17 protein-coding genes are annotated in these 19,595 nt (G+C 68.2%); 5 read left to right on the top strand and 12 right to left on the bottom strand.

The features are described 5' to 3' along the window. The first annotated feature begins 308 nt into the window (after positions 1 to 308). Both WHX56_RS06215 and WHX56_RS06210 read left to right on the top strand, forming a co-directional pair. Positions 309 to 1,241: an N-carbamoyl-D-amino-acid hydrolase gene (locus tag WHX56_RS06215; RefSeq protein ID WP_338881748.1), complete on the top strand. Its 933-nt coding sequence runs from the start codon at positions 309 to 311 to the stop codon at positions 1,239 to 1,241. Between the two features lie 125 nt (positions 1,242 to 1,366). Further along, positions 1,367 to 2,314, top strand: a complete 948-nt coding sequence (locus WHX56_RS06210) for an ornithine cyclodeaminase family protein (RefSeq protein ID WP_338880754.1) — start codon at positions 1,367 to 1,369, stop codon at positions 2,312 to 2,314. Positions 2,315 to 2,490: 176 nt separating this feature from the next. Here WHX56_RS06210 and WHX56_RS06205 read toward each other — a convergent pair whose 3' ends face one another. Together WHX56_RS06205 and WHX56_RS06200 are read right to left on the bottom strand one after the other, a co-directional pair. Continuing rightward, entirely contained in the window at positions 2,491 to 3,150 is a 660-nt protein-coding gene (locus tag WHX56_RS06205; protein WP_338880753.1) for a hypothetical protein, read from the bottom strand. A gap of 15 nt (positions 3,151 to 3,165) precedes the next feature. Next, positions 3,166 to 4,065: a LysR family transcriptional regulator gene (locus tag WHX56_RS06200; RefSeq protein WP_338880752.1), complete on the bottom strand. Its 900-nt coding sequence runs from the start codon at positions 4,063 to 4,065 to the stop codon at positions 3,166 to 3,168. A 121-nt stretch (positions 4,066 to 4,186) separates the two neighbouring features. Between WHX56_RS06200 and dkgB the strand changes: the two genes are divergently transcribed. Then, positions 4,187 to 4,990, top strand: coding sequence for a 2,5-didehydrogluconate reductase DkgB (gene dkgB, locus WHX56_RS06195; protein WP_338880751.1), 804 nt, complete (start codon positions 4,187 to 4,189; stop codon positions 4,988 to 4,990). On the opposite strand, the gene WHX56_RS06190 is transcribed toward dkgB, so the two are convergent. From WHX56_RS06190 to WHX56_RS06160, 7 genes are read right to left on the bottom strand one after another with little or no spacing between them, the layout of a single operon-like run. Beyond that, on the bottom strand, positions 4,956 to 6,398 hold the full coding sequence (locus tag WHX56_RS06190) for an amidase (RefSeq protein ID WP_338880750.1): 1,443 nt from the start codon (positions 6,396 to 6,398) through the stop codon (positions 4,956 to 4,958). The two genes, dkgB and WHX56_RS06190, sit on opposite strands and share 35 nt — an antisense overlap. Then, positions 6,395 to 7,408, bottom strand: coding sequence for an oligopeptide/dipeptide ABC transporter ATP-binding protein (locus tag WHX56_RS06185; RefSeq protein WP_338880749.1), 1,014 nt, complete (start codon positions 7,406 to 7,408; stop codon positions 6,395 to 6,397). The genes WHX56_RS06190 and WHX56_RS06185 overlap by 4 nt, the downstream gene beginning before the upstream one ends. Next, entirely contained in the window at positions 7,405 to 8,460 is a 1,056-nt protein-coding gene (locus tag WHX56_RS06180; protein WP_338880748.1) for an ABC transporter ATP-binding protein, read from the bottom strand. Before WHX56_RS06180 ends, WHX56_RS06185 begins: the two co-directional genes overlap by 4 nt. Positions 8,461 to 8,469: 9 nt before the next feature. Next, a complete protein-coding gene (locus WHX56_RS06175; RefSeq protein WP_208742388.1) occupies positions 8,470 to 9,372 on the bottom strand; it encodes an ABC transporter permease in 903 nt (300 codons plus the stop codon). 19 nt (positions 9,373 to 9,391) lie between these two features. After that, a complete protein-coding gene (locus WHX56_RS06170) occupies positions 9,392 to 10,327 on the bottom strand; it encodes an ABC transporter permease (RefSeq protein ID WP_129241347.1) in 936 nt (311 codons plus the stop codon). Between the two features lie 34 nt (positions 10,328 to 10,361). After that, the gene (locus tag WHX56_RS06165; RefSeq protein ID WP_129241346.1) at positions 10,362 to 11,942 is read right to left on the bottom strand and encodes an ABC transporter substrate-binding protein; all 1,581 of its coding nucleotides are present in this window, start codon (positions 11,940 to 11,942) and stop codon (positions 10,362 to 10,364) included. A gap of 57 nt (positions 11,943 to 11,999) precedes the next feature. Further along, complete coding sequence (locus WHX56_RS06160) at positions 12,000 to 13,439, bottom strand: M81 family metallopeptidase (RefSeq protein WP_129241345.1); 1,440 nt, start codon at positions 13,437 to 13,439, stop codon at positions 12,000 to 12,002. 499 nt (positions 13,440 to 13,938) lie between these two features. Between WHX56_RS06160 and WHX56_RS06155 the strand changes: the two genes are divergently transcribed. Beyond that, entirely contained in the window at positions 13,939 to 15,924 is a 1,986-nt protein-coding gene (locus WHX56_RS06155; protein WP_338880747.1) for a hypothetical protein, read from the top strand. A 10-nt stretch (positions 15,925 to 15,934) separates the two neighbouring features. Here the strand turns inward: WHX56_RS06155 and WHX56_RS06150 are convergent, their stop codons facing one another. Continuing rightward, positions 15,935 to 16,711 (bottom strand): fused MFS/spermidine synthase, encoded by a 777-nt coding sequence (locus tag WHX56_RS06150; RefSeq protein WP_287754454.1) that lies wholly within the window; start codon positions 16,709 to 16,711, stop codon positions 15,935 to 15,937. A gap of 173 nt (positions 16,712 to 16,884) precedes the next feature. Here WHX56_RS06150 and WHX56_RS06145 point away from each other — a divergent pair, with 173 nt between their 5' ends. Next, complete coding sequence (locus WHX56_RS06145; RefSeq protein ID WP_287754455.1) at positions 16,885 to 17,931, top strand: DnaJ domain-containing protein; 1,047 nt, start codon at positions 16,885 to 16,887, stop codon at positions 17,929 to 17,931. A gap of 10 nt (positions 17,932 to 17,941) precedes the next feature. Here WHX56_RS06145 and WHX56_RS06140 read toward each other — a convergent pair whose 3' ends face one another. Both WHX56_RS06140 and WHX56_RS06135 read right to left on the bottom strand, forming a co-directional pair. Then, positions 17,942 to 18,361, bottom strand: a complete 420-nt coding sequence (locus tag WHX56_RS06140) for a universal stress protein (protein WP_129241341.1) — start codon at positions 18,359 to 18,361, stop codon at positions 17,942 to 17,944. After that, the gene (locus tag WHX56_RS06135; RefSeq protein WP_287754456.1) at positions 18,358 to 19,368 is read right to left on the bottom strand and encodes a TerC family protein; all 1,011 of its coding nucleotides are present in this window, start codon (positions 19,366 to 19,368) and stop codon (positions 18,358 to 18,360) included. Before WHX56_RS06135 ends, WHX56_RS06140 begins: the two co-directional genes overlap by 4 nt. Between the last annotated feature and the right edge of the window lie 227 nt (positions 19,369 to 19,595).

Here is a 19,595-nt window from a genome sequence, read left to right as displayed (position 1 = left end):
GGCCGGCGGCACCTCCGCCACCGCGGGAAAACCCGATATAAAACTTTGCGCAGCCCCCATGATCCCGCGTTATGCATGGCGCCTGGACGGCTTGCCCAGCCCGTCCAAATAGGTCCGTCGAATCAGGGCCTTAGCGAAGATTCCCGCGCACGGCCCCGTGGGCTGCGCGCGGCCGAATCCCGGTTTCGCATTTGCGCGTCCCCATGCATGCTTGCGTCTTCCGCCGCGCGCCGCGCGCGGCGCTCGATCCACAGCGATAAGAAGACCTGGAGATTTACACCGTGAGCAATGCAACCCCCTCCCGCAAAATGGGCCTGGCGGTCGCCCAGATGGGCGCCGTGAACCTCGCCGACTCGCGCGCGGCGGTCGTCCGCCGCCTGGTCGAGATGATGCGGGAGGCCGCCGCCCGCAAGGCGGAGTTCGTGGTGTTCCCGGAACTGGCGTTGACCACCTTCTTCCCGCGCTACTGGATGGAGGACGCCGAGGCGGTCGAGCGCTACTTCGAAAAAAGCATGCCCAACGCCGACGTGCAGCCGCTGTTCGACACGGCGCGCGAACTCGGCATCGGCTTCTACCTGGGCTATGCCGAACTGACGCCCGAGGGCCAGCAATTCAACACGGCGATCCTGGTGGACCGTAGCGCGAAGATCATCGGCAAGTATCGCAAGATCCACCTGCCCGGCCATTCGGACCACAAGGTCGGCGCGCCGTTCCAGCACCTGGAGAAGAAATTCTTCGAAGTCGGCGACCTGGGTTTCGGCGTCTGGGAAACCGACGACGTCAAGATCGGCATGTGCCTGTGCAACGACCGCCGCTGGCCCGAGACCTATCGCGTGATGTCGCTGCAAAGCGCCGAACTGATCGTGCTGGGCTACAACACGCCGTCCCTGAACATCCATTGGAACGAACCCGCGCACCTGCGGACCACGACGCACGAGATCGTGCTGCAGGCCAGCGCCTACCAGAACGCGGTGTGGGTCGGCGCCGCGGCCAAGTGCGGCCACGAAGACGGCCACCACATGATCGGCAGTTCGATGATCGTCGCGCCGTCGGGCGAGATCGTGGCGCGTTCCAGCGGCGAGGAAGACGAAGTGATCACGGCGCGCATCGACCTGGCCATGGGCCAGGCGTTCCGCGACCACGTCTTCAACTTCGCCAAGCACCGCAGCCCGCAGCACTACAAGCTGATCGTCGAACGCACCGGCGCCGGCGACCCGCTACCGGTGCCCGAAATCGACTAGGTCCGGCCGATGATTGCCCGGGCCGTCGCGGGCAGGATCAGGGCGGGCGGCGCGCCCGGCCGCGCCGCCGCCCCGGCCGTGCTGCTAGACTGCCTTCAGTCCACAGCCCGACCGCCCCGGATCCCATGCGACTCATCGACACAGAACAGACCCGCGACGCCCTGACCTTCGACGCCGTCATTCCCGCCCTGCGTGACGCCTTCCGCGACGGCGCCACGGTGCCGGCGCGCCACGTCCACGCCATCCAGTCGGGCAACGCCCGCGGCACCGCGCTGATCATGCCGGCCTGGAGCGAGCGCGGCTATTTCGGCGTGAAGATCATCAACATCTTTCCCGAGAACACGCACCAGGGCCTGCCGGGCCTGCACGCCACGTACAACCTGTACAGCGCCACGACCGGCGTGCCGATCGCGCAAGTGGACGGCGACGTCGTCACGGCCTACCGCACGGCGGGCGCGGCCGCGCTGGGCGCGGACTACCTGGCCCGCGCCGACGCCGGCACGCTGTTGATCGTGGGGTCCGGCCGCATCGCCGGCCTGGTGGCCCAAGCCATGCGCGCCGTGCGGCCCATCCGGCGCGTGCTGGTCTGGAACGTCCGCCCGGCCGGCGCCGGACGGCTGGCCGAACAATTGCGCGCACAAGGTTTCGATGCCCAGGCCACCGAGGACCTGGAAGGCGCCGCGCGCCAGGCCGACATCATAAGCTGCGCCACGCTGTCCACGGTTCCGCTGATCCGCGGCGCCTGGCTGCGCCCCGGAGTGCACCTGGACCTGATCGGCAGCTTCACGCCCGACATGCGCGAAACCGATACGGCCTGCTTCGACGGCACCACCGTCTACGTGGACACCGACGAGGCGCCCACCAAGTCCGGCGACCTGCTGTCGGCCTTCGAGGCCGGCGTGCTGACGCGCGAAGCCATCCAGGGCGACCTGCACCAGCTAACCGCTGGCGAACGCCCGGGCCGGCGCGACGATCGGGAAATCACGGTATTCAAGGCGGTGGGCAGCGCGCTGGAAGACCTGACGCTGGCCACGCTGGTGTACGAATCGGTGGGCGGGCAAGCAGATGCGTAGGATGGGTGGAGCGCGAGATCCTCTCCACGAGAACCCCGCTCTTCAACGCGCGAAACCCATGCGGCCGTGGGCAAACAGTGCCCGGCATCGGCCGGAAAACAGACTATTGCAGCCGCATGGGTTTCGCGCGCTGGATACTTGAGTTCTTGCTTAAGGACTCTCGCGCTCCACCCATCCTACGAATGCCGGTCGGGGTCCGGGTTCAGGCCCATCATCATGCCGCCGCCACCGGCGCCGCCTTCTCCACCGCCTCCGCCCGCTTTCGCGCCGCCGCCTCCCTTGCCGCGCGCCGTCGAGGACGGCCGGGCAGGGCCTTGCCTGGGAATCTGCAATTGCGCGGGAACCGGCTCCAGGTCCAGCACCTGGCGGATGAAGTCGCGCAGCGACACCACCAGTTCGGCGGTATGCACCGGACGCCCCGCCACCAGGTCGGCCGCCGCCGCGGCCGCCAGCCGCACCTGGTCTTCGGTGCCCAGCAGGATGACGTCGGACAGCGCCGCTTCCGCCGCGTCGCGCATGCGGCGCGCGCGTTCGCCGCTGGGCCGGTCGGGATCGGCGTCGTCGCCGGCCTGCCCTTCGTCGGCCGCCTGCCGCTTCACGTCGCGCAGATGGCGGGGGTCCACCGCCAGATTGCCCGTGAACGATCCGCCCAGCGTCTTGTACGCCGCGATCAGCGTGCGCAGCCGTTCGTTGATCTGCCGGTTTTCGCGCGCGCGGCGCTGCTGTATCGTCTGCATGACCAGCAGCCGGATGCCGACGCCGATCAGCGTGATCAGCGCCAGCCCCAGCAGCGTCGAGAGCAGGCCTTGCCAGGAAGAGAAATCCAGATTGCGCATGCGACGTGACTCCTGCTATTCGAACCCGCGCGGCCCCAGCGCCTCGGCCATGTAGTCGATGAAGGACTTGATGCGGGAGGAAACCGCCGTGTTGCGGTAATACACGGCGTTGATGGGTTGCCTGACCTCCAGTGTCTGCTTGACGAACAATTGCCGCAAGGCGCCTGCCCCGCGGTCGCCGCGCGTCATGAAGTCGGACAGGCAGACGATGCCCGCGCCGTTCAGCGCCAGTTGCCGCAGGGTCTCGCCGCTGAACGACCGCAGGGCCGGCGCGACGCGCAGCGGCTGGCCGGCGGCGTCCAGCAACGGCCATTCGTTCAGCGATTCCAGTTGGCTGAAGCCCAGCAGGGTATGCGAGGCCAGGTCCGCCACGCTCTTGGGCGTGCCTTGCCTGGCCAGGTATTCGGGGCTGGCCAGCACGCGCACCCTGCTGCTGCCCAGCGGCACCGCGTGCAGCGACGAATCCTTCAGCCGCCCGATGCGGATGGCCAGGTCGGTGCGCCGCTCCAGCAGGTCGATATTGCCCTCATTGCTGTTGAGTTCCAGCTCCACCTGCGGATACCGCCGGCAATAGCCCGGCACCAGCGGGACCACCACGTGCAGCATGAACGGCGACGCCGCGTCCACCCGCAGCAGCCCCGCCGGCCGGTTGCGGCGCAGGCTCATCAGTTCCTCGGCCTCCTCCACGGCCGCCACGATCTTGCGGGCCTGCTCCAGGTAGGCGCGGCCTTCCTCGGTCAGCGCCAGCCGGCGGGTGGTCCGGCGCATCAGCGTGGTCTGCAATTTTTCCTCCAGCCGGCTCATGGTCCGGCTGGCGGCGGAGATGGTCTGGCCCAGCACCTGCGCGGCGGCGGTGATCGAACCGCTGTCCACGACGGCGATAAAGACCTGCATTTCGTCGAGCGTCGTCTTCATATTTGCATTTATATCAAAAGTATTTCGCTGATATCGGACTTTTTCTGCAAGTATCGGACGGGCACACTGAACGCATTCCCAGGCACTTCCGCCCGGTTACGCGAACATTCAGGAGTTTTGCATGAGCATTCCCGCTTTCGGTGTCGGCACTTTCCGCCTGCAGGGCCAGGTCGCCGTCGATTCGGTGCGCAACGCGCTGGACGTGGGCTACCGCGCCATCGACACCGCCCAGATCTACGAAAATGAAGCCGAGGTCGGCCAGGCGATCGCCGAATCCGGCGTGCCGCGCGGCGACCTGTTCGTCACGACCAAGATCTGGGTCCCCCACTACGCCCGCGACAAGCTCGCGCCCAGCCTGAAGGACAGCCTGGCCAGGCTGCGCACCGACTACGTCGACCTGACCCTGATCCACTGGCCCGCGCCGGGCAACGGCGTGCCGGTCGAGGAAACCATGACGGCGCTGGCCGAGGCCAAGGCGCAGGGCCTGACCCGGCAAATCGGCATTTCCAACTTCCCCATCGCCGAAACCCGGGCGGCCATCGCCGCGGTGGGCAGGGACCAGATCGCGACCAACCAGATCGAGCTCAGCCCCTATCTGCAGAACGCCGCGCTCACCGCCTTCCTGAAGGAACAGGGCATCCCGGTCACGTCGTACATGACGCTGGCCTATGGCAAGGTGCTGAAGGACCCGATCATCGGCCGGATCGCGCAGCGCCACGACGCGACGCCCGCCCAGGTCGCCCTGGCCTGGGCGCTCCAACTGGGCTACGCGGTGATCCCGTCGTCGACCCGGCGCGAAAACCTGGCCAGCAATCTGCTTGCGCGCCAACTGCGCCTGACGGAAAGCGACATGGCGGAGATCGCGGCCCTGGAACGCAATGGCCGCGAAGTCAGCCCGGAAGGCCTGGCCGCGGCCTGGGATTGATTTCCGGCTGCACGGCCCGCAACAGGCTCGCGCCCGCCCGCAGCAGCAGGGCTTCGCTGCCCGGCGGGCCGAGCAGCTCCAGGCCCACGGGGACGCCGGCCTTGGTGAACCCGGCCGGCACGCTCAGGGCCGGCAAGCCGGTCACGGCGGCCAGCAAGCCGTTGCCGCCGCCTTGCGGATCGCCCAGCAGCGCGGGCCCGCGGCGCGCGCTGGGATAGGCCAGCACGTCCAGGCCGGCCGCCGCCATGGCGTTCAGCACTTCGGCGCGCAGTCCGCCGGCGCGCTCCAGCGCGGCCCGGCGCCCGCTGCCGTCCGGATCGCGCAGCGCTTCGCGCTGGCGCAATATCGCCTGCACCTCGGGATGCGGATAGCCGCCGTCCAGGATATCCGCCAGGCTGCGCACCGCCAGCCCGGCGCCGCGCAGGCACGCTTCCAGCGCGTCGCGGAATTCGTACGCCGTGACATTGGCGTCGATCAGGCGCGCATCGTCCAGCGCCATGTCCACGGGCAGCACGCTGGCGTCCGCGCCGCCCCACCGTCCAAGCACCGCGCGCGCATGGGCGCTGACGCCCGCTTCGCCAGGCGCCGCGCCGAAGAGGGCGGCCAGCTCGCCGACCCTCCAGCCGGCGCCCGGCCGGCGTCCGTCGGCCCGCGCCCGCTCCGGATCCGCCATGGCCGACCAGAGCCGCGCCAGGTCGTCGATGGTGCGCGCCATCGGCCCCACGGTGTCCAGCGAGGGCGACAGCGGCACCACCCCGGCCGTGCTGCACCGGCCGGCGGTGGGGCGCAGCCCCAGCACCTGGTTGAACGCGGCGGGAATGCGTATGGATCCGCTGGTGTCGCTGCCGACCGCCGCGGCGGCGAAACCCGAGGCCACGGCGACGGCGCTGCCGCCGCTGGATCCGCCCGGCACGCGCGCGGCGTCGTACGCATTGCGCGTGCGGCCGGAAAGCGACGATACGTTGGTGATGCCGCAGGCCAATTCGTGCAGCGTGGTCTTGCCCAGCACGACGGCGCCGGCCTCGCGCAGGCGCCGCACGACCTCGGCATCCTGCGGCGGCCGCCGGCTCGCCAGGGCGAGCGAACCCGCCGTGGTCGGCATGCCGGCCGTATCGATATTGTCCTTGAAAAGGATGGGAATGCCGTGCAAGGGGCCGAGCGCGGCGCCCCGCTGCCTTTCCGCATCGCGCCGGGCCGCTTCGTCGAGCGCCTGCTCGTTCAGCGCCAGCATGGCATTCAGCGCCGGCCCCGCCCGATCGTGGGCGGCGATGCGCGCCAGGTAGCCGCGCACCAGGTCCACGGCACTCAGGCTGCCCGCCGCCATGGCGGCCCGCAGGTCGGCTATCGGCCGGCCGAAGACCGGGTCCCCTCCCGGCAGCGGACCCGCCAGCAGGCGCGGCCGGCTCATCGGAAGTGGCACGCCACCCAGTGCTGTCCGGCATCCGAGGTTCCGGGCCTCTCCGTCAGCGCGGGCTGCTTCTCGCGGCAAACGGCTTGCGCCAGCGGACAGCGCGTGTGGAACCGGCAGCCGCTGGGCGGATTCGCCGGACTGGGGGGATCGCCCTGGAGCAGCTTGCGCTGCGCGGGCTTGTGCGGATCCGGCACCGGCACCGCCGAAAGCAGGATCTCGGTATAGGGGTGCAGCGGCCGCGAGAACAGCGCGTCCCGGTCGGCCACTTCGACGATGCGGCCCAGGTACATCACAGCCACGCGATGGCTGATGTGCCGCACCACGGCCAGGTCGTGCGCGACGAACAGGTACGCAATGCCCATTTCCTGCTGCAAGTCCATCAGCAGGTTGATCACCTGCGCCTGCACCGACACGTCCAGGGCGGATACCGGCTCGTCGCAGACGATCAGCTTGGGCCGCAGGGCCAGCGCGCGCGCGATGCCCAGGCGCTGCCGCTGCCCGCCGGAAAACTCATGCGGAAACTTCTTCATCGCCTCCGGACGCAGGCCGACCTTGCCGAACAGCCACGCGATCTCGTCCGGGCGGGGCCGGCCGCCCGGGCCCGGAAAGTTCCGCAGCGGCTCTCCGACGATGTCGCCCGCCGTCATGCGCGGGTTCAGCGACGCGTACGGATCCTGGAAGATGATCTGCATGTCGCGCCGGCGGCTGCGCATCTGCTCGGGCGTCAGCGCCAGGATCTCTTCGCCTTCCAGCCGCACCGATCCCGAGGTCGGCTGGATCAGCCGCAGCACGGACTTGCCGGTGGTGGTCTTGCCGCAGCCGGACTCGCCGACCAGCGCCAGGGTTTCGCCCTTCGCCACGGAGAACGACACGCCGTCCACGGCCTGGATGACCTTGCCCCGCGGCTTGAACCAGCCGCCCGCGCCGGGATAGTGCATCTTCAGGTCGCGGACATCCAGCAAGGGCGTGGCCGCCGGGGCGGAGGCGGACTCGATGCGGGCGCTCATGCTTGGACTCCAGTCAGGGCTGCGCCGGCCGCCGCGTGGGGGCCGGGCTGCGCGGCGACGCGCGCCGCTTCGTGACAGGCAACCACGTGGTCGCCGCCATGTTCGGCCAGCTCCGGCGCCTCGGCCCGGCAGCGCTCGGTGGCGAAGGCGCAGCGCGGGGCGAAGCTACAGCCCTTGCCCAGCTCGCTGGGCGCGGGCACCATGCCGGGGATCTCGGCCAGCCGCTGCGTCGACGCGTTCATCGACGGCATCGAAGCCATCAGCGCCCGCGTATACGGATGCAAAGGCCGGTCGAACAGTTCGGTCACCGGCGCCTCCTCGACCTTGCGGCCGGCGTACATCACCGCCACGCGGTCGCAGCATTCCGCGACCACGCCCAGGTCATGGGTGATCAGCACGATGCCCATGCCCAGGCTCTGTTGCAGGCTGCGCAGCAGGTCCACGATCTGCGCCTGGATGGTCACGTCCAGCGCGGTCGTCGGCTCGTCGGCGATCAGCACCTCGGGGTTGCAGGCCAGGGCCAGCGCGATCATCACGCGTTGCCGCATCCCGCCCGACAACTGGTAGGGATATTCGTGCACGCGCCGCTCCGGCTCGGCGATCTGCACCAGGCGCAGCATTTCCTCGGCGCGGCGGTAGGCGTCGCGCCGCCCCAGCTTCTGGTGCACCATCACCGTCTCGGCGATCTGGCGGCCCACCGTCAGCACCGGGTTCAGCGAGGTCATGGGCTCCTGGAAGATCATCGATATCCGGTTGCCCCGGATCTGGCGCATCTGCTTTTCGGTCAGGCCCAGCAGGTCGGTGCCGCGGTAGCGGATCTGGCCGCCGGCGTAGCGGCCGGGCGGCGTGGGCACCAGCCGCAGGATCGACAGCGCGGTGACGCTCTTGCCGCAACCGGATTCGCCCACCACGCCCAGCGTGCGGCCGGCGCGCACCTGGTAGGACACGCCGTCCACCGAACGCACGCTGCCGGACACGGTATCGAAGTAAGTGCGCAGGTTGTCGACTTCGAGCAGCACGTCGCCAGGGGCGACGGCGGGAGACAAGGCCATGGCGTCCTCCTAGCGTTGATTGGTCAGGCGCGGGTCCAGCGCATCGCGCAGGCCGTCGCCCATCAGGTTGATCGCCAGCACGGTCACGGCCAGCAGGATGCCGGGATACAGGATGGTGTAGAACGCCACCGCCACGTAGTTGCGGGCGTCGGCCATCATGTTGCCCCAGCTAGGCACCTGGGCCGGCACGCCGACGCCCAGGAAGGACAGCACGGCCTCGGTCAGCACCGCGGTGGCCGCGATGAACGTGGCCTGCACGACCAGCGGCGTCACCATGTTGGGCAGCACGTGCCGGCGCAGGATCACCGGCAGGCGCGTGCCCACGGCGTGAGCCGCCTCCACGTACAACTGCTCGCGCAGCGTCAGCGCCAGCGACCGCACCAGCCGCACCACGCGCGGCACCTGCGGGATCGCAATCGCGATGATCACCGTGGTGAGGCTGGCGCGGATCACCGCCATCAGGGCGATCGCGAGGAGGATGTCGGGGATCGCCATCATGCCGTCCATGACGCGCATGATGACCGCATCCGCCCAGCGGACGAAGCCCGCCATCAGGCCCAGCACCACGCCCAGCAGGCTGGCGATCAGCGCCACCACGATGGCGACGACCAGCGAAACGCGGCCGCCCCAGACCACGCGGCTGAATACGTCCCGGCCCAGCGCGTCGGTGCCGAAGTAGTGATCGGCCGACGGCGGCTTCAGCCGTTGCAGCGGATTGATGCTGATGGGGTTGTGCGTGGCGATCCAGGGCGCCGCGATCGCCAGGCCCGCCACGATCAGCAGCAGCGCCAGGCCGAGGATCAGGGTGGGGTGCTTGCGCATCCAGCGCCAGCGGCGCCCGCTGGCGGTAAGCGCCTCGTGCAGCACGATGGGCGCGCCGGATACGTTGGTGGACATCGAACTGTCGGACATGATTCTTCTCTGCGGCGGCTCAGTAACGGATGCGCGGATCGAACAGCCGGTAGCTGAGGTCGATCAGCAGGTTGATCAGCACGTAAGTGCCGGCCGATATCAGCAGCACGCTCTGGATCACCGGATAGTCGTGGTGCTGGACGGCGTCGATGACCAGCCGGCCGATGCCGGGGATCGCGAACACCGTCTCGGTCACCACCACGCCGCCGATCAGAAGCGCGATGCCCACGCCCACCGTCGTGGCGATGGGTATCGCGGCGTTGCGCAGCGCGTGCTCCAGCACGGGCAGCACCGCCAGGCCCTTGGCGCGCGCCGTGCGGATGTAGTCCTCGTGCAGCACGTCCACCACCGTGGCGCGCGTCATGCGCGTGATCAGGGCGATGTACACCAGCGCCAGGTTGATGCACGGCAGGGTCAGGTTGCGCAGCCAGGGGCCGACGCCGCTGGACAGGCTGACGTAGCCCTGCACCGGCAGCCATTGCAGCTTGATCGCGAAACCGTAGATGAGCAGATAGCCGACCAGGAACACCGGCAGCGAAAACGCCAGCACCGCGAACAGCATGACCAGGCGGTCGATCCAGGTGCCGGCCCGATAGGCGGCCAATACGCCCAGCGGCACCGCCACCAGGATCGACACCAGCATGGTGAGCGACGCGATCGACAGCGTGGGCTCCACGCGCTGCGCCAGCAACTGCGTCACCGGCACATGCGTGAAGATCGACGTGCCCAGGTCGCCTTGCAGCAGCTTGCCCGCCCACAGCCCGAACTGCCGCCACAGCGGTTCGTCCAGGCCCAGCGCGACGCGCAACTGGGCGATGTCGTCGGCGGAGGCGAAGTCCCCGGCGATGAGCGCCGCCGGGTCTCCGGGCGACAGGTGGATCAGCAGGAAGACGATCACCGCCACCACCGCCATGACAGGCACGATGGCAAGCACCCGCCGAATGATGTAACCCATAGTTGTCTCGCGATTGGGTGAGGCCGGCGGCGGACTACTTGTCCAGCACCCAGAGGTTCGGCAGGCTCCAGATCTTGTCCGCGTTCTTCAGGCTGTTGTGCGAAGCGAAAGCCCGCGAATACTGGCCCACGGAGATCACCGGGAACACTTCGTAGACCCGCTCCTGGAACGCGTCCAGGACGCGCTTGCGCTCGTCCGAACTGGTGGCGGCGATCCACTGCGCGCGCAGTTCGTCCAGCTTCTTGTCGCACGGCCAGCCCGGCAGGCTGTTGCCGCACACCGCGCCCAGGTAGGTGTTGCTGATGGGCGAATCGACGTTGAACTCGGAGGCGGCCGACAGGAAGATGTTCCAGCCGCCCTTGTCTATCGGTTCCTTGCGGGCGCGGCGGGCGGTCAGCGTGGCCCAGTCCATCGACTGGATGTCGAGGTTCACGCCGATGTCCTGCAGCCCCTGAATGGCGACCAGGGTGGCGGAATTCAGGTAGGCCAGGTCCGTCGGCAGCAGGATCACGACCTTCTCGCCCTTGTAGCCGGCTTCGGCCAGCTTCTTCTTGGCCAGCGCCGGATCGGGCTTGGCATAGGGCGCCGCGCCGGCGTCGGTGTCGTTGGGGCCGCCGCAGATGAAGACCGTGGCGCAGTACTTCATGCGCAGGTCGTCGGGGTAGCCCATGGCGGCGGTGTACTTGTCCTGGTCGACCAGGTGCGCGACGGCCTGGCGCGCCTTCGGATTGTCGAAGGGCGGCATGGACTGGTTCAGGATGATGTAGCCCTGGGCGCGCTCCATCACGCCGATCTTGACGTTCTTGTTCCCGCGCAGGGCGTCGATGTAGTCCGCCGGCGCCTGCTCGATCATGTCGACCTCGCCGTTGGTCAGCGCGGCCGTGGCGCTGTTGGAATCCGGCAGCACCCGCCACTCCACCCGCGGGATGTGCGGTTTCTTGTCGCCCGCCAGGCCGTCGGCCTGGGCCTTGGGGCCGATGTAGTTCGGGTTCTGTTCGAACACGATCTTGCTGCCGGGCACCCATTCGTCGCGCTTGAAGACATAGGGGCCCGAACCGACGACCTCGGTCAGCGGACGGTTAGCCGGCTGGGACGCCAGGCGCTTGGGCAGGATGAAGGCCGGATAGCTCGACACCTTCGCCAGGCCGTCCAGCACCAGGTCGAACGGCTGATCCAGCGTCAGCTTGAAGCGGCTGTCGTCCAGCGCCTCCCATTTGCCGCCGGCGCGGGTGATCGCCTGGCCGATGTTGTCGCGGGCCGACCAGCGCTCCAGCGACGCGATCACGTCGGCGGTGGTCAGCGGCTGGCCGTCGCTGAACTTCAGGCCGGGCAGCAGCGTGAAGGTCCAGGTCTTCTTGTCGTCGCTGGCCTCGTACTTCTCCACCATCTGCGGCTGCGGCTTACTGTGCGAGTCCATCGCGAACAGCGTGTCATACACCATGTAGCCGAAATTGCGCGTGATGTAGGCGGTGGTGAAGGTCGGGTCCAGCACCTTCAGGTCGGCGTGCGGCACGATCCGCAGGGTCTTGGCCTGGGCGTGCGCCGGCGCGGCGCCGAAGGTAAAGGCCAGGCCGAGCGTGGCCGTCGAGAACAGGCAAAGCAGGCGTTTTTTCATCGCGCTAGGCTCCCATCTTGTTTGTGGAGTCGCCGGCGTCCGCGCGCCGGCAGGGTCTTAGAGCGGCCACTTGGGCAGCCGGATGTTGCGGTACGTGAGCGTCTTCCAGTCGGGCGTCGCGACGCCCTTTCCGCCGACATAGATGATGTGGCGCGCGACCGTCGAGAACGAGGCGTGGAAGTGCTGGGCGGACTTGACCACCACGATCCGCTTGGCGGCCAGATCGCAGCCCAGTTGCGTGAAGAGGTCCACGTTGATGGCCTGGTTGCGCACCGAGACGAGCGCGATCTCGATGCCCTGGGCCTCGACCAGGACGCAATCGCCCATCGGCGCCGGCGCGCCCGACAGGCCCGTCATCACCATGTCCGCCTTGACGGCCTTGACCGTGCAGCGCAGGTCCACCGGATCGCCGGACAGCGGGCCGACCTTGCCGCCGATGCGCAGATCCAGCACGGCGCCCGGGCCGGCGTCGAACGCGATGCGCGCCGCCACCGGATCCCACAGCGGGCCCAGCGCCGCGTTCGTGACGCCGCGTTCCAGCATGCGGCGCAGCACGAACGTGGCGTCGCCCGGCGCGCCGCTGCCGGGGTTGTCCGGCCGGTCGGCCAGCACCACCGGACCCTCGCCGAACGCCAGCGCTTCGTCCAGCGCCTGGTCCACGCTGCGGTACGGCACCATCAGTTGTTCGCGCACCGCGATGAGTTCGTCGGCCAGCCGGCGGGCCAGCGCCTGCGCGCGGCCGGCGTCGCCGTCGGCGTAGACCAGCACCTTGGTGCCCATCTCCGGCACGTCGCCGGTGGCGAAGCCCTGCGCCGCCGAAATCGACAGGATGCCGTCGCGGCCTTCCAGTTCCTTCATGCGGCCGACGAAGCCGCGCGCCGGTTCGCGCGTGGTGTGCATGGGCACGATCATCTCGCAGTCCACCAGCGCCGCCACCGGCCGGCTGCGGCCCGCCTGCGCATCCAGGCACAGCGCCAGCAGGTCCTCGGCGCGCTCGCGGATGTCGGTGTGCGGATATTCCTTGAACAGCACCAGCACGGTGGCTTGTTCCACCATCAGCGGGGTGAGGTGCGCGTGCGGGTCCAGTTCCGCGCCGACCACCACGCCGGGGCCCACGATCTCGCGCACGCGGCGCAGGATGTCGCCTTCGCAGTCGTCGTAGCCGTCGGCCACCATAGCCCCGTGCAGGCCCAGCAGCACCATGTCCACCGGCATCGCCGCGCGCAGGTCGGCCAGGATCTGGTCGCGCAGCGTCTCGTAGGCGGCGCGGGTGGTGATGCCGCCCGGCTGGGCGGAGGTGACGAGGCCTTCGGCCAGCGTCCAGCCGGCTTCGCGTGCGCGCTGGCGCGCCACGTACAACGGCGCGCCGGCGAAGGTCACGGTGTCCGGATGCTTGCCCGCCGGGTAGTAGTCGCGCTCCTGGAAGGCCGCGAGGCTGGTGGGCATGGGTGCGAAAGTGTTGGTTTCCGTGCCCAGGCCGGCGCTGAAGATCTTCATGGCCGCGCTCCCGGACAGGCTGGAGCATGCGCCGCGGCGCGCGCGGCGTTCCAGTACGACGACATATTCTTCCCCTTGTATGAACCGGATATCCGTCATCGCCGCCTTGTGGAGCGGGCATTGCGTTCCGTAACGCGGATCATCGGCGGCACACCAGCGCGGCACAAATAGCTAACGTGCGCGTATGGATAACCCAAGGTTATGGCGTGCGCCTTTCCGGGCCGGATTGCACTGAAAAGCGCGTAAATCCGCCGCTCGTTAGGGGAAAACGATAGGGCGCGGAACCAGCGCCGCGCCGCCGCGGCCGCCCCCCGCGGGCCTGCGCGGGTAGTGAAAATGTACCGGTATCGATTCAAGGATTCATGCTTTCGGATACTGGCGATCCGGCCAGGGTCCGCCTATATATCTCTCCCAGCAACGCGCGCCATCGGCGTCGTCGCCATGTCGTCTTGCCGATAACACCGGCCTCGAACCAGGCCGACAACAAGGGGAGGCCGCCATGGCAGCCACCAAGCAAGCGGGGCGTGCCGCCCGGAAACCCGCCGCCAAGGCCGCCGCGCGCAAGACGCCGCGCCCGCGCAAGCCCCGCGAACTCCCGCCGGCGCTTCCGTTCCGGCGCTCGGCGAAGCCCGATGCCTTCGATGCGCGCGACATCGCCTTCCGTCCCAACATCTCCGTCACGCCCAAGACGGAAATGATCCCCGCGATGGGATTGACGGTGAAGCACCAGGAGGAAACCTCGGCGTGCACCGGCTTCGCCTTGTCGACCGTGGTGGAATACCTGCTGCGCAGGTCCGAACGCGAGCCGCGGCCCGCCATCTCTCCGTTCATGCTGTATTCCATGGCCCGGCGCTACGACGAATTCCCGGGATCCGTCGACGACAACGGATCTAGCCTGCGCGGCGCGCTCAAGGGCTGGTTCAAGCACGGCGCCTGCGCGCAGGCCCTGTTTCCCGGCCTGGAAATGCCCGCCGCGGCCAGCGAGACAGCCGACGACTGGTGGCTGGACGCGGTCAAGCGGCCGCTGGGCGCCTACTACCGCATCGACACGCGCAGCATCGTCGAAATGCACGCCGCGCTCAACGAGGTCGGCATCCTCTACGCCAGCGCCGGATGCCATTCGGGATGGGACGCCGGCCACGGCGTCACGCCGCGCACGGCGGCCGCCACGCCCGTCGAGCAGCCTTTCTGGATCATCCCGTCCTACGACCGGGAATCCGCCATGGACGGCCACGCCTTCGTCATCGTGGGCTACACCCAGGACGGCTTCCTGATCCAGAACTCCTGGGGCGAGGAGTGGGGCACGCACGGCATGGCCGTGCTGACCTACGACGACTGGATGCGCAACGCCATGGACTGCTGGGTGGTCCAGTTGGGCGTCGTCACCCACGAACACGAAAAGATCTCCAACAGCATCAGTCTGCGCACGGACGGGAAGAAAGTGACGCTGGCGGCAGGCACGGTCCTGCGCAACCGCGAGATCTCGCCGTTCATCGTCAACGTGGGCAACAACGGAAAACTCAGCAACAGCGGCGCCTTCAGGACGACGCCCGACGACCTCCGCGCCATCGTGGACGTGCACATGGAAGCCGCGCGCGAAAAGTGGGCCTTGAAGGACAGGCCGATGGACGTGTGCGTCTACGCGCACGGCGGGCTGGTCGGGGAAGAAGATGCGGCGCAGGCCGCGGCCGAATGGATTCCCCTGCTTTACGAGAAACAGATCTTTCCGGTCTTCCTGATGTGGGAAACCGACTTCATCACCACGGTGAAGAACATCATCCAGGACGCCGCCAACAACGTGCCCAGGACCACGGGCGGCCTCGGCGAGCGCCTTGAGCGCTGGTGGAACCAGCGCCTGGAACGCTGGCTGGCGCGGCCCGGCACGGTCATCTGGGGAGAAATGAAGCAGAATGCCCAGGCCATGAGCGAGCCGATCCCCAAGGGCGGCGCGCAGGACGAGGCCGCGATGATCATGCTGTACAAACACTTCAAATCGCACGTCAGCCAGGGCCGCGTCCGCCTGCACATCGTGGGCCATTCGGCGGGCGCCATCGTCGCCAGCCACTTCGTACACCGGCTCGCGGCCGATGGCGGCGAACTCGAATCGCTGAGCCTCATGGCGCCGGCGGTGACGGTGGATGCGTTCCGCAAGCTGGTCGTGCCCAGCCTGAAGACGGGGGTGAAGCGCTACCAGCAATTCCACCTGTCGGACCGCGCCGAGGAAGACGACCCCACCTGCGGCCCGTATCGGCGCTCGCTGCTCTACCTGGTGAGCGAGTCCTTCGAAGGCGGCACCACCACGCCGCTGCTCGGCATGGAACGGTATTTCCGCGATGCCGGCATTCCCTGCGACGCGGTGCACGTCTCTCCGGCCGGCAGCCGGCCGCCCGGAGCCGGGCCGCCGCCCGTCGCCTCGAGCACGCATGGCGGCTTCGACAACGACGAGGGCACCCAGCAGCAGGTCATCGCGTTCATCAAGCGGTGAGCTGGCCGCGCTACCTGAGCACCAGGGTCGCGCCGATGACGCGCAGGGTCGGCATCAGTTGCCGCCACGCATCCTTGGAGATGGCCGCCGGCCGGGTGAGCGCCGTCGCGGCCGGGTCGTCCAGCAGGTCGCCCTTGCAGGCGAACACAATGCTGTTGGTCATGTCGTCGTCCACCACTTCGAACATCGACGGCCCGAAGGAGGCGCGCACCCGGTCCATGTATTCGTGGTGGTCCGGGTGGTTCACGTGGAAATTGATCACGAGGATGCCGTCGTCGCGCAGCGCGCGGAAGCAGTCGGCGTAGAAGTCCGCCGAGCACAGGGCATCGGGAATGCCGCCCACGCCGAAGCCGTCCAGGAAGATCACGTCGGCGTGATCGCCGGCGGCGCCCAGGTATTCGGCGGCATCGGCCTGGATCACCCGGAACCGGGCGCCGTCCGGCGGCACCATGAAGGCGTCCCGCAAGGCGATGACCTCGGGATCGATCTCGATCACCTCGACCTCGGTCCGGGGGAGGTAACGATGGCAGAACTTGGGCAGCGACCCGCCGCCCAGGCCGACCATCAGGATGCGGCGGGGTTCCGGGTTGAACAGCACGAAGCCCATCATCATCCGCGTGTACTCGAGGTCGAGCGCATCCGGATTGAGCAGCGACATGCTGCTCTGGATTTCCTTCTCGGTGAAATGCAGGGTGCGCTTCGTGCCCGTATCCTGGAAAAAAGGCTTGGGGCTGCCCGCCGGCGCGTCGGGCGGCGGTGAATCGGGAGGAATGCGGACTTCGGACATGGGGCGTAGCGGATTGCCGGAAAATGGGGAGAAGATACCACCCGCGGCAGGATGAGGCCGGATCCGCATCCAGCGATGTAATCCATTTGGCGGATGCCGGCCGCAGCGGCTGGCGCGTATGCTCGGCATGCACAGGAAGCCGGCCCCTGGCTTCGTCACACGGATCCAAGGCGATGGCAGGCATTCCCACCCATTACGACACGCTGCAGGTTTCGGAAAACGCCAGCGAAGAGGTCATCCGCGGGGCCTACCGCTACCTGTCGCAGAAATGGCATCCCGACAAGAATCCCGACAAATCCGAGGAAGCCAGGCGCGTCATGACGCGCTTGAACGAAGCCTATGCGGTGCTGTCCGATCCGACGCGGCGCAAGGAACACGACGCATGGATCGCCCAGCAGCGCGCGGCCAGCGCTTCCGACGGCCGCCAGGGCGCGGACCCGCAGCCGGACGCCGGATCGCCGGACACGCTGCGCGACTACTACGCCTCCGAAATCGCCAAGGGCCGCAACTTCTGGGTATGGCCGCTGGCCTTCATCGGATGCAGCATTCTGCTGGGCGTGGCGGCCGGCTTCGTGCCGGCGCTGGACCGGAGCGTCAAGGAATTCCGTTTCGTCGTCCTTATTTTCCTGCTCTCGTCGGCGTCCGTCGTCACGGCCTCCATCCGCGACAAGTACCGGGCGAGCCTGCTGCGCCAGAACGAGACCCGCATCCTCGAGCAGCGCTATACCGAGCACATGCGCCAGAAGACCGTCAGGCAGGTCGTCATCGGCGTGGCGGGGGTGCTGCTGGCCGGCGGGGCGATCGCCTACTACGGGATGGGCCTGGACACGCAGCAGAACCTGCTGCAGGCGGCCAGGCACGACGATGCCAGGCCGCCGCCCGCCAAGGCCGCCGTCCTGACGGTGGAGAATGCCTGCGGCCGGGCCCTGAGGTTCGCCGTGCACTACCTGCCCGACGGCGGCGCCTGGCGCACCGAAGGGTGGTGGAACGTGGACCCCATGAGCTCCACCGCCCTGCGCGGCGACCTGGGACAGGTCGCGTCGTCGAACACCATCTTCTATTACTACGCCGAAACGCTGGACCGGAAGACCGTCTGGCGAGGGCGCGACGACGACGAGACCGACGCGACCTATGCGCTGGAAGGGCGTACGCTGCGGTTCGACCGGGTGCGCCTGGAACGCGATGCCGACGGGCGCTACCAGCTCAAGCTGACCTGCTAGCGCCGCGGCCCTATATCAGCAGGACCGGGCACGGCGCATTCGCGACGATCCGCCCGCACACCGACCTCAGCACCGCATCGAGGACCGGCGCCCGGCGATGCGAACCCATCACGATCGCCGCCGCGTTCACCTTGGCCGCGTAATCGACGATTTTCTCCGCCGCGTGGCCCGTGAGTTCATGGCATTCGAACGCGACATTGCCTTCGGTCAGGATATCGACCGCCGACTTCATCGCCTTGCCGCTTTCTTCGTGATGCCACGCGTCGATGCCGGCCTTGCCGATGAAGGCCTGTACGTCCCCCGTCACGTCGGGCTCGCAGTGCACCACGTGCACGATGAAATTCCGATCCAGCAGGGGGCTCCCGACCAGGTAGCGCGCTGCGGCATCGCTGTAGCTCGACCCATCGGTGGCAAGAATGATCGTGTTCATGGCGGATCTCCGGTTTTTGACGCCTTGGCCTTGGAACGCGCGGCGTTTGCCGCAGTCCGTCCGGGCAGGATCATGCTGGCGCCCACGGACGCCAACAGGATAAGGCCAACTGCCCCGAGCGACCACTGTACCGGCACGTGGAACCACGGCGCGGCCAGCATCTTGCCGCCGACGACGATCAGGACGGCGGCCAGGCCATGCTTGAGATAGCGGAAGCGCTCCCGCATATCGGCCAGCAGGAAGTACATCGCCCGCAGGCCCAGTATGGCGAAAATATTGGAGGTGAATACCAGGAAGGGATCGGTGGTCACGGCGAAGATCGCGGGGATGCTGTCCACGGCGAACACCGCGTCGCTGGCCTCTATCATCAGCAGCACCACGAACATGGGCGTGGCATACCGAAGCCCGCCGATGCGCACGAAGAACGACTCTCCGTGGTAATCCTTGGTGATCCGCATGGACGAGCGCAGGAAACGGACCAGCGGATTGCGGGCGATGTCCGGCGCGTGGTCGGCCTTGGCCAGCATCCTGGCCCCGGTGGCGACCAGGAACGCGCCGAACACGTAGAACAGCCAGGAAAACTGCGACAGCAGCCAGACGCCGGCGAGAATCATGGACACGCGCATCACGATGGCGCCGAGCACGCCGTACAGCAACACGCGGCGCTGCAATTCGAGCGGCACCGCGAAGTACCCGAAGATCAGGGAGAACACGAACATGTTGTCCACCGACAGGGACAGTTCGATCAGGTAGCCGGTGAAGAACTCCAGCACCTTCTGATGCGCCACGGCGCGGCCCAGGGAGGCATCCAGGAACCACCACAGCAGTCCGCCGAACAGCGTGGCGAGCGCCATCCAGGCAAGCACCCAGGACAGCGCCTCTCGCGACGAGACGCGGTGCGCGTGCCTGCCGCCCAGCACATACAGATCCAGCGCCAGCACGATAAGCACGAATCCGATGAAGCCCGCCCACATCGGCAGGGTGGCAAAGGTCTCGACCTGGCTCATCTGGGCCTCCCGCCTTCGCCGCTGCGGCGCGCGCGACGGCCAGCGGCGCGCGGCGAATGAACGAGTCCAGTCTAGAACAGCCCGATTCGCCGAACAATTCGCATATGACGCATTGATAGTCAGGTTTTTCCGCACCCGGCCAGGGCGGGCAGCGCCGCGGCGCGGCGCCGCTTCTGGTGCCCGGCGGCGCCGGCGGGTAGAATTTTCGGTTGGGGAACGCCCCTGGC

This window comes from Achromobacter veterisilvae (assembly GCF_037619525.1).
GTDB classification, from domain to species: Bacteria; Pseudomonadota; Gammaproteobacteria; order Burkholderiales; family Burkholderiaceae_B; genus Achromobacter; species Achromobacter veterisilvae.
The sequence above is the reverse complement of the archived record's forward strand: the minus strand, read 5'-3'. Positions and strand labels throughout refer to the sequence as shown.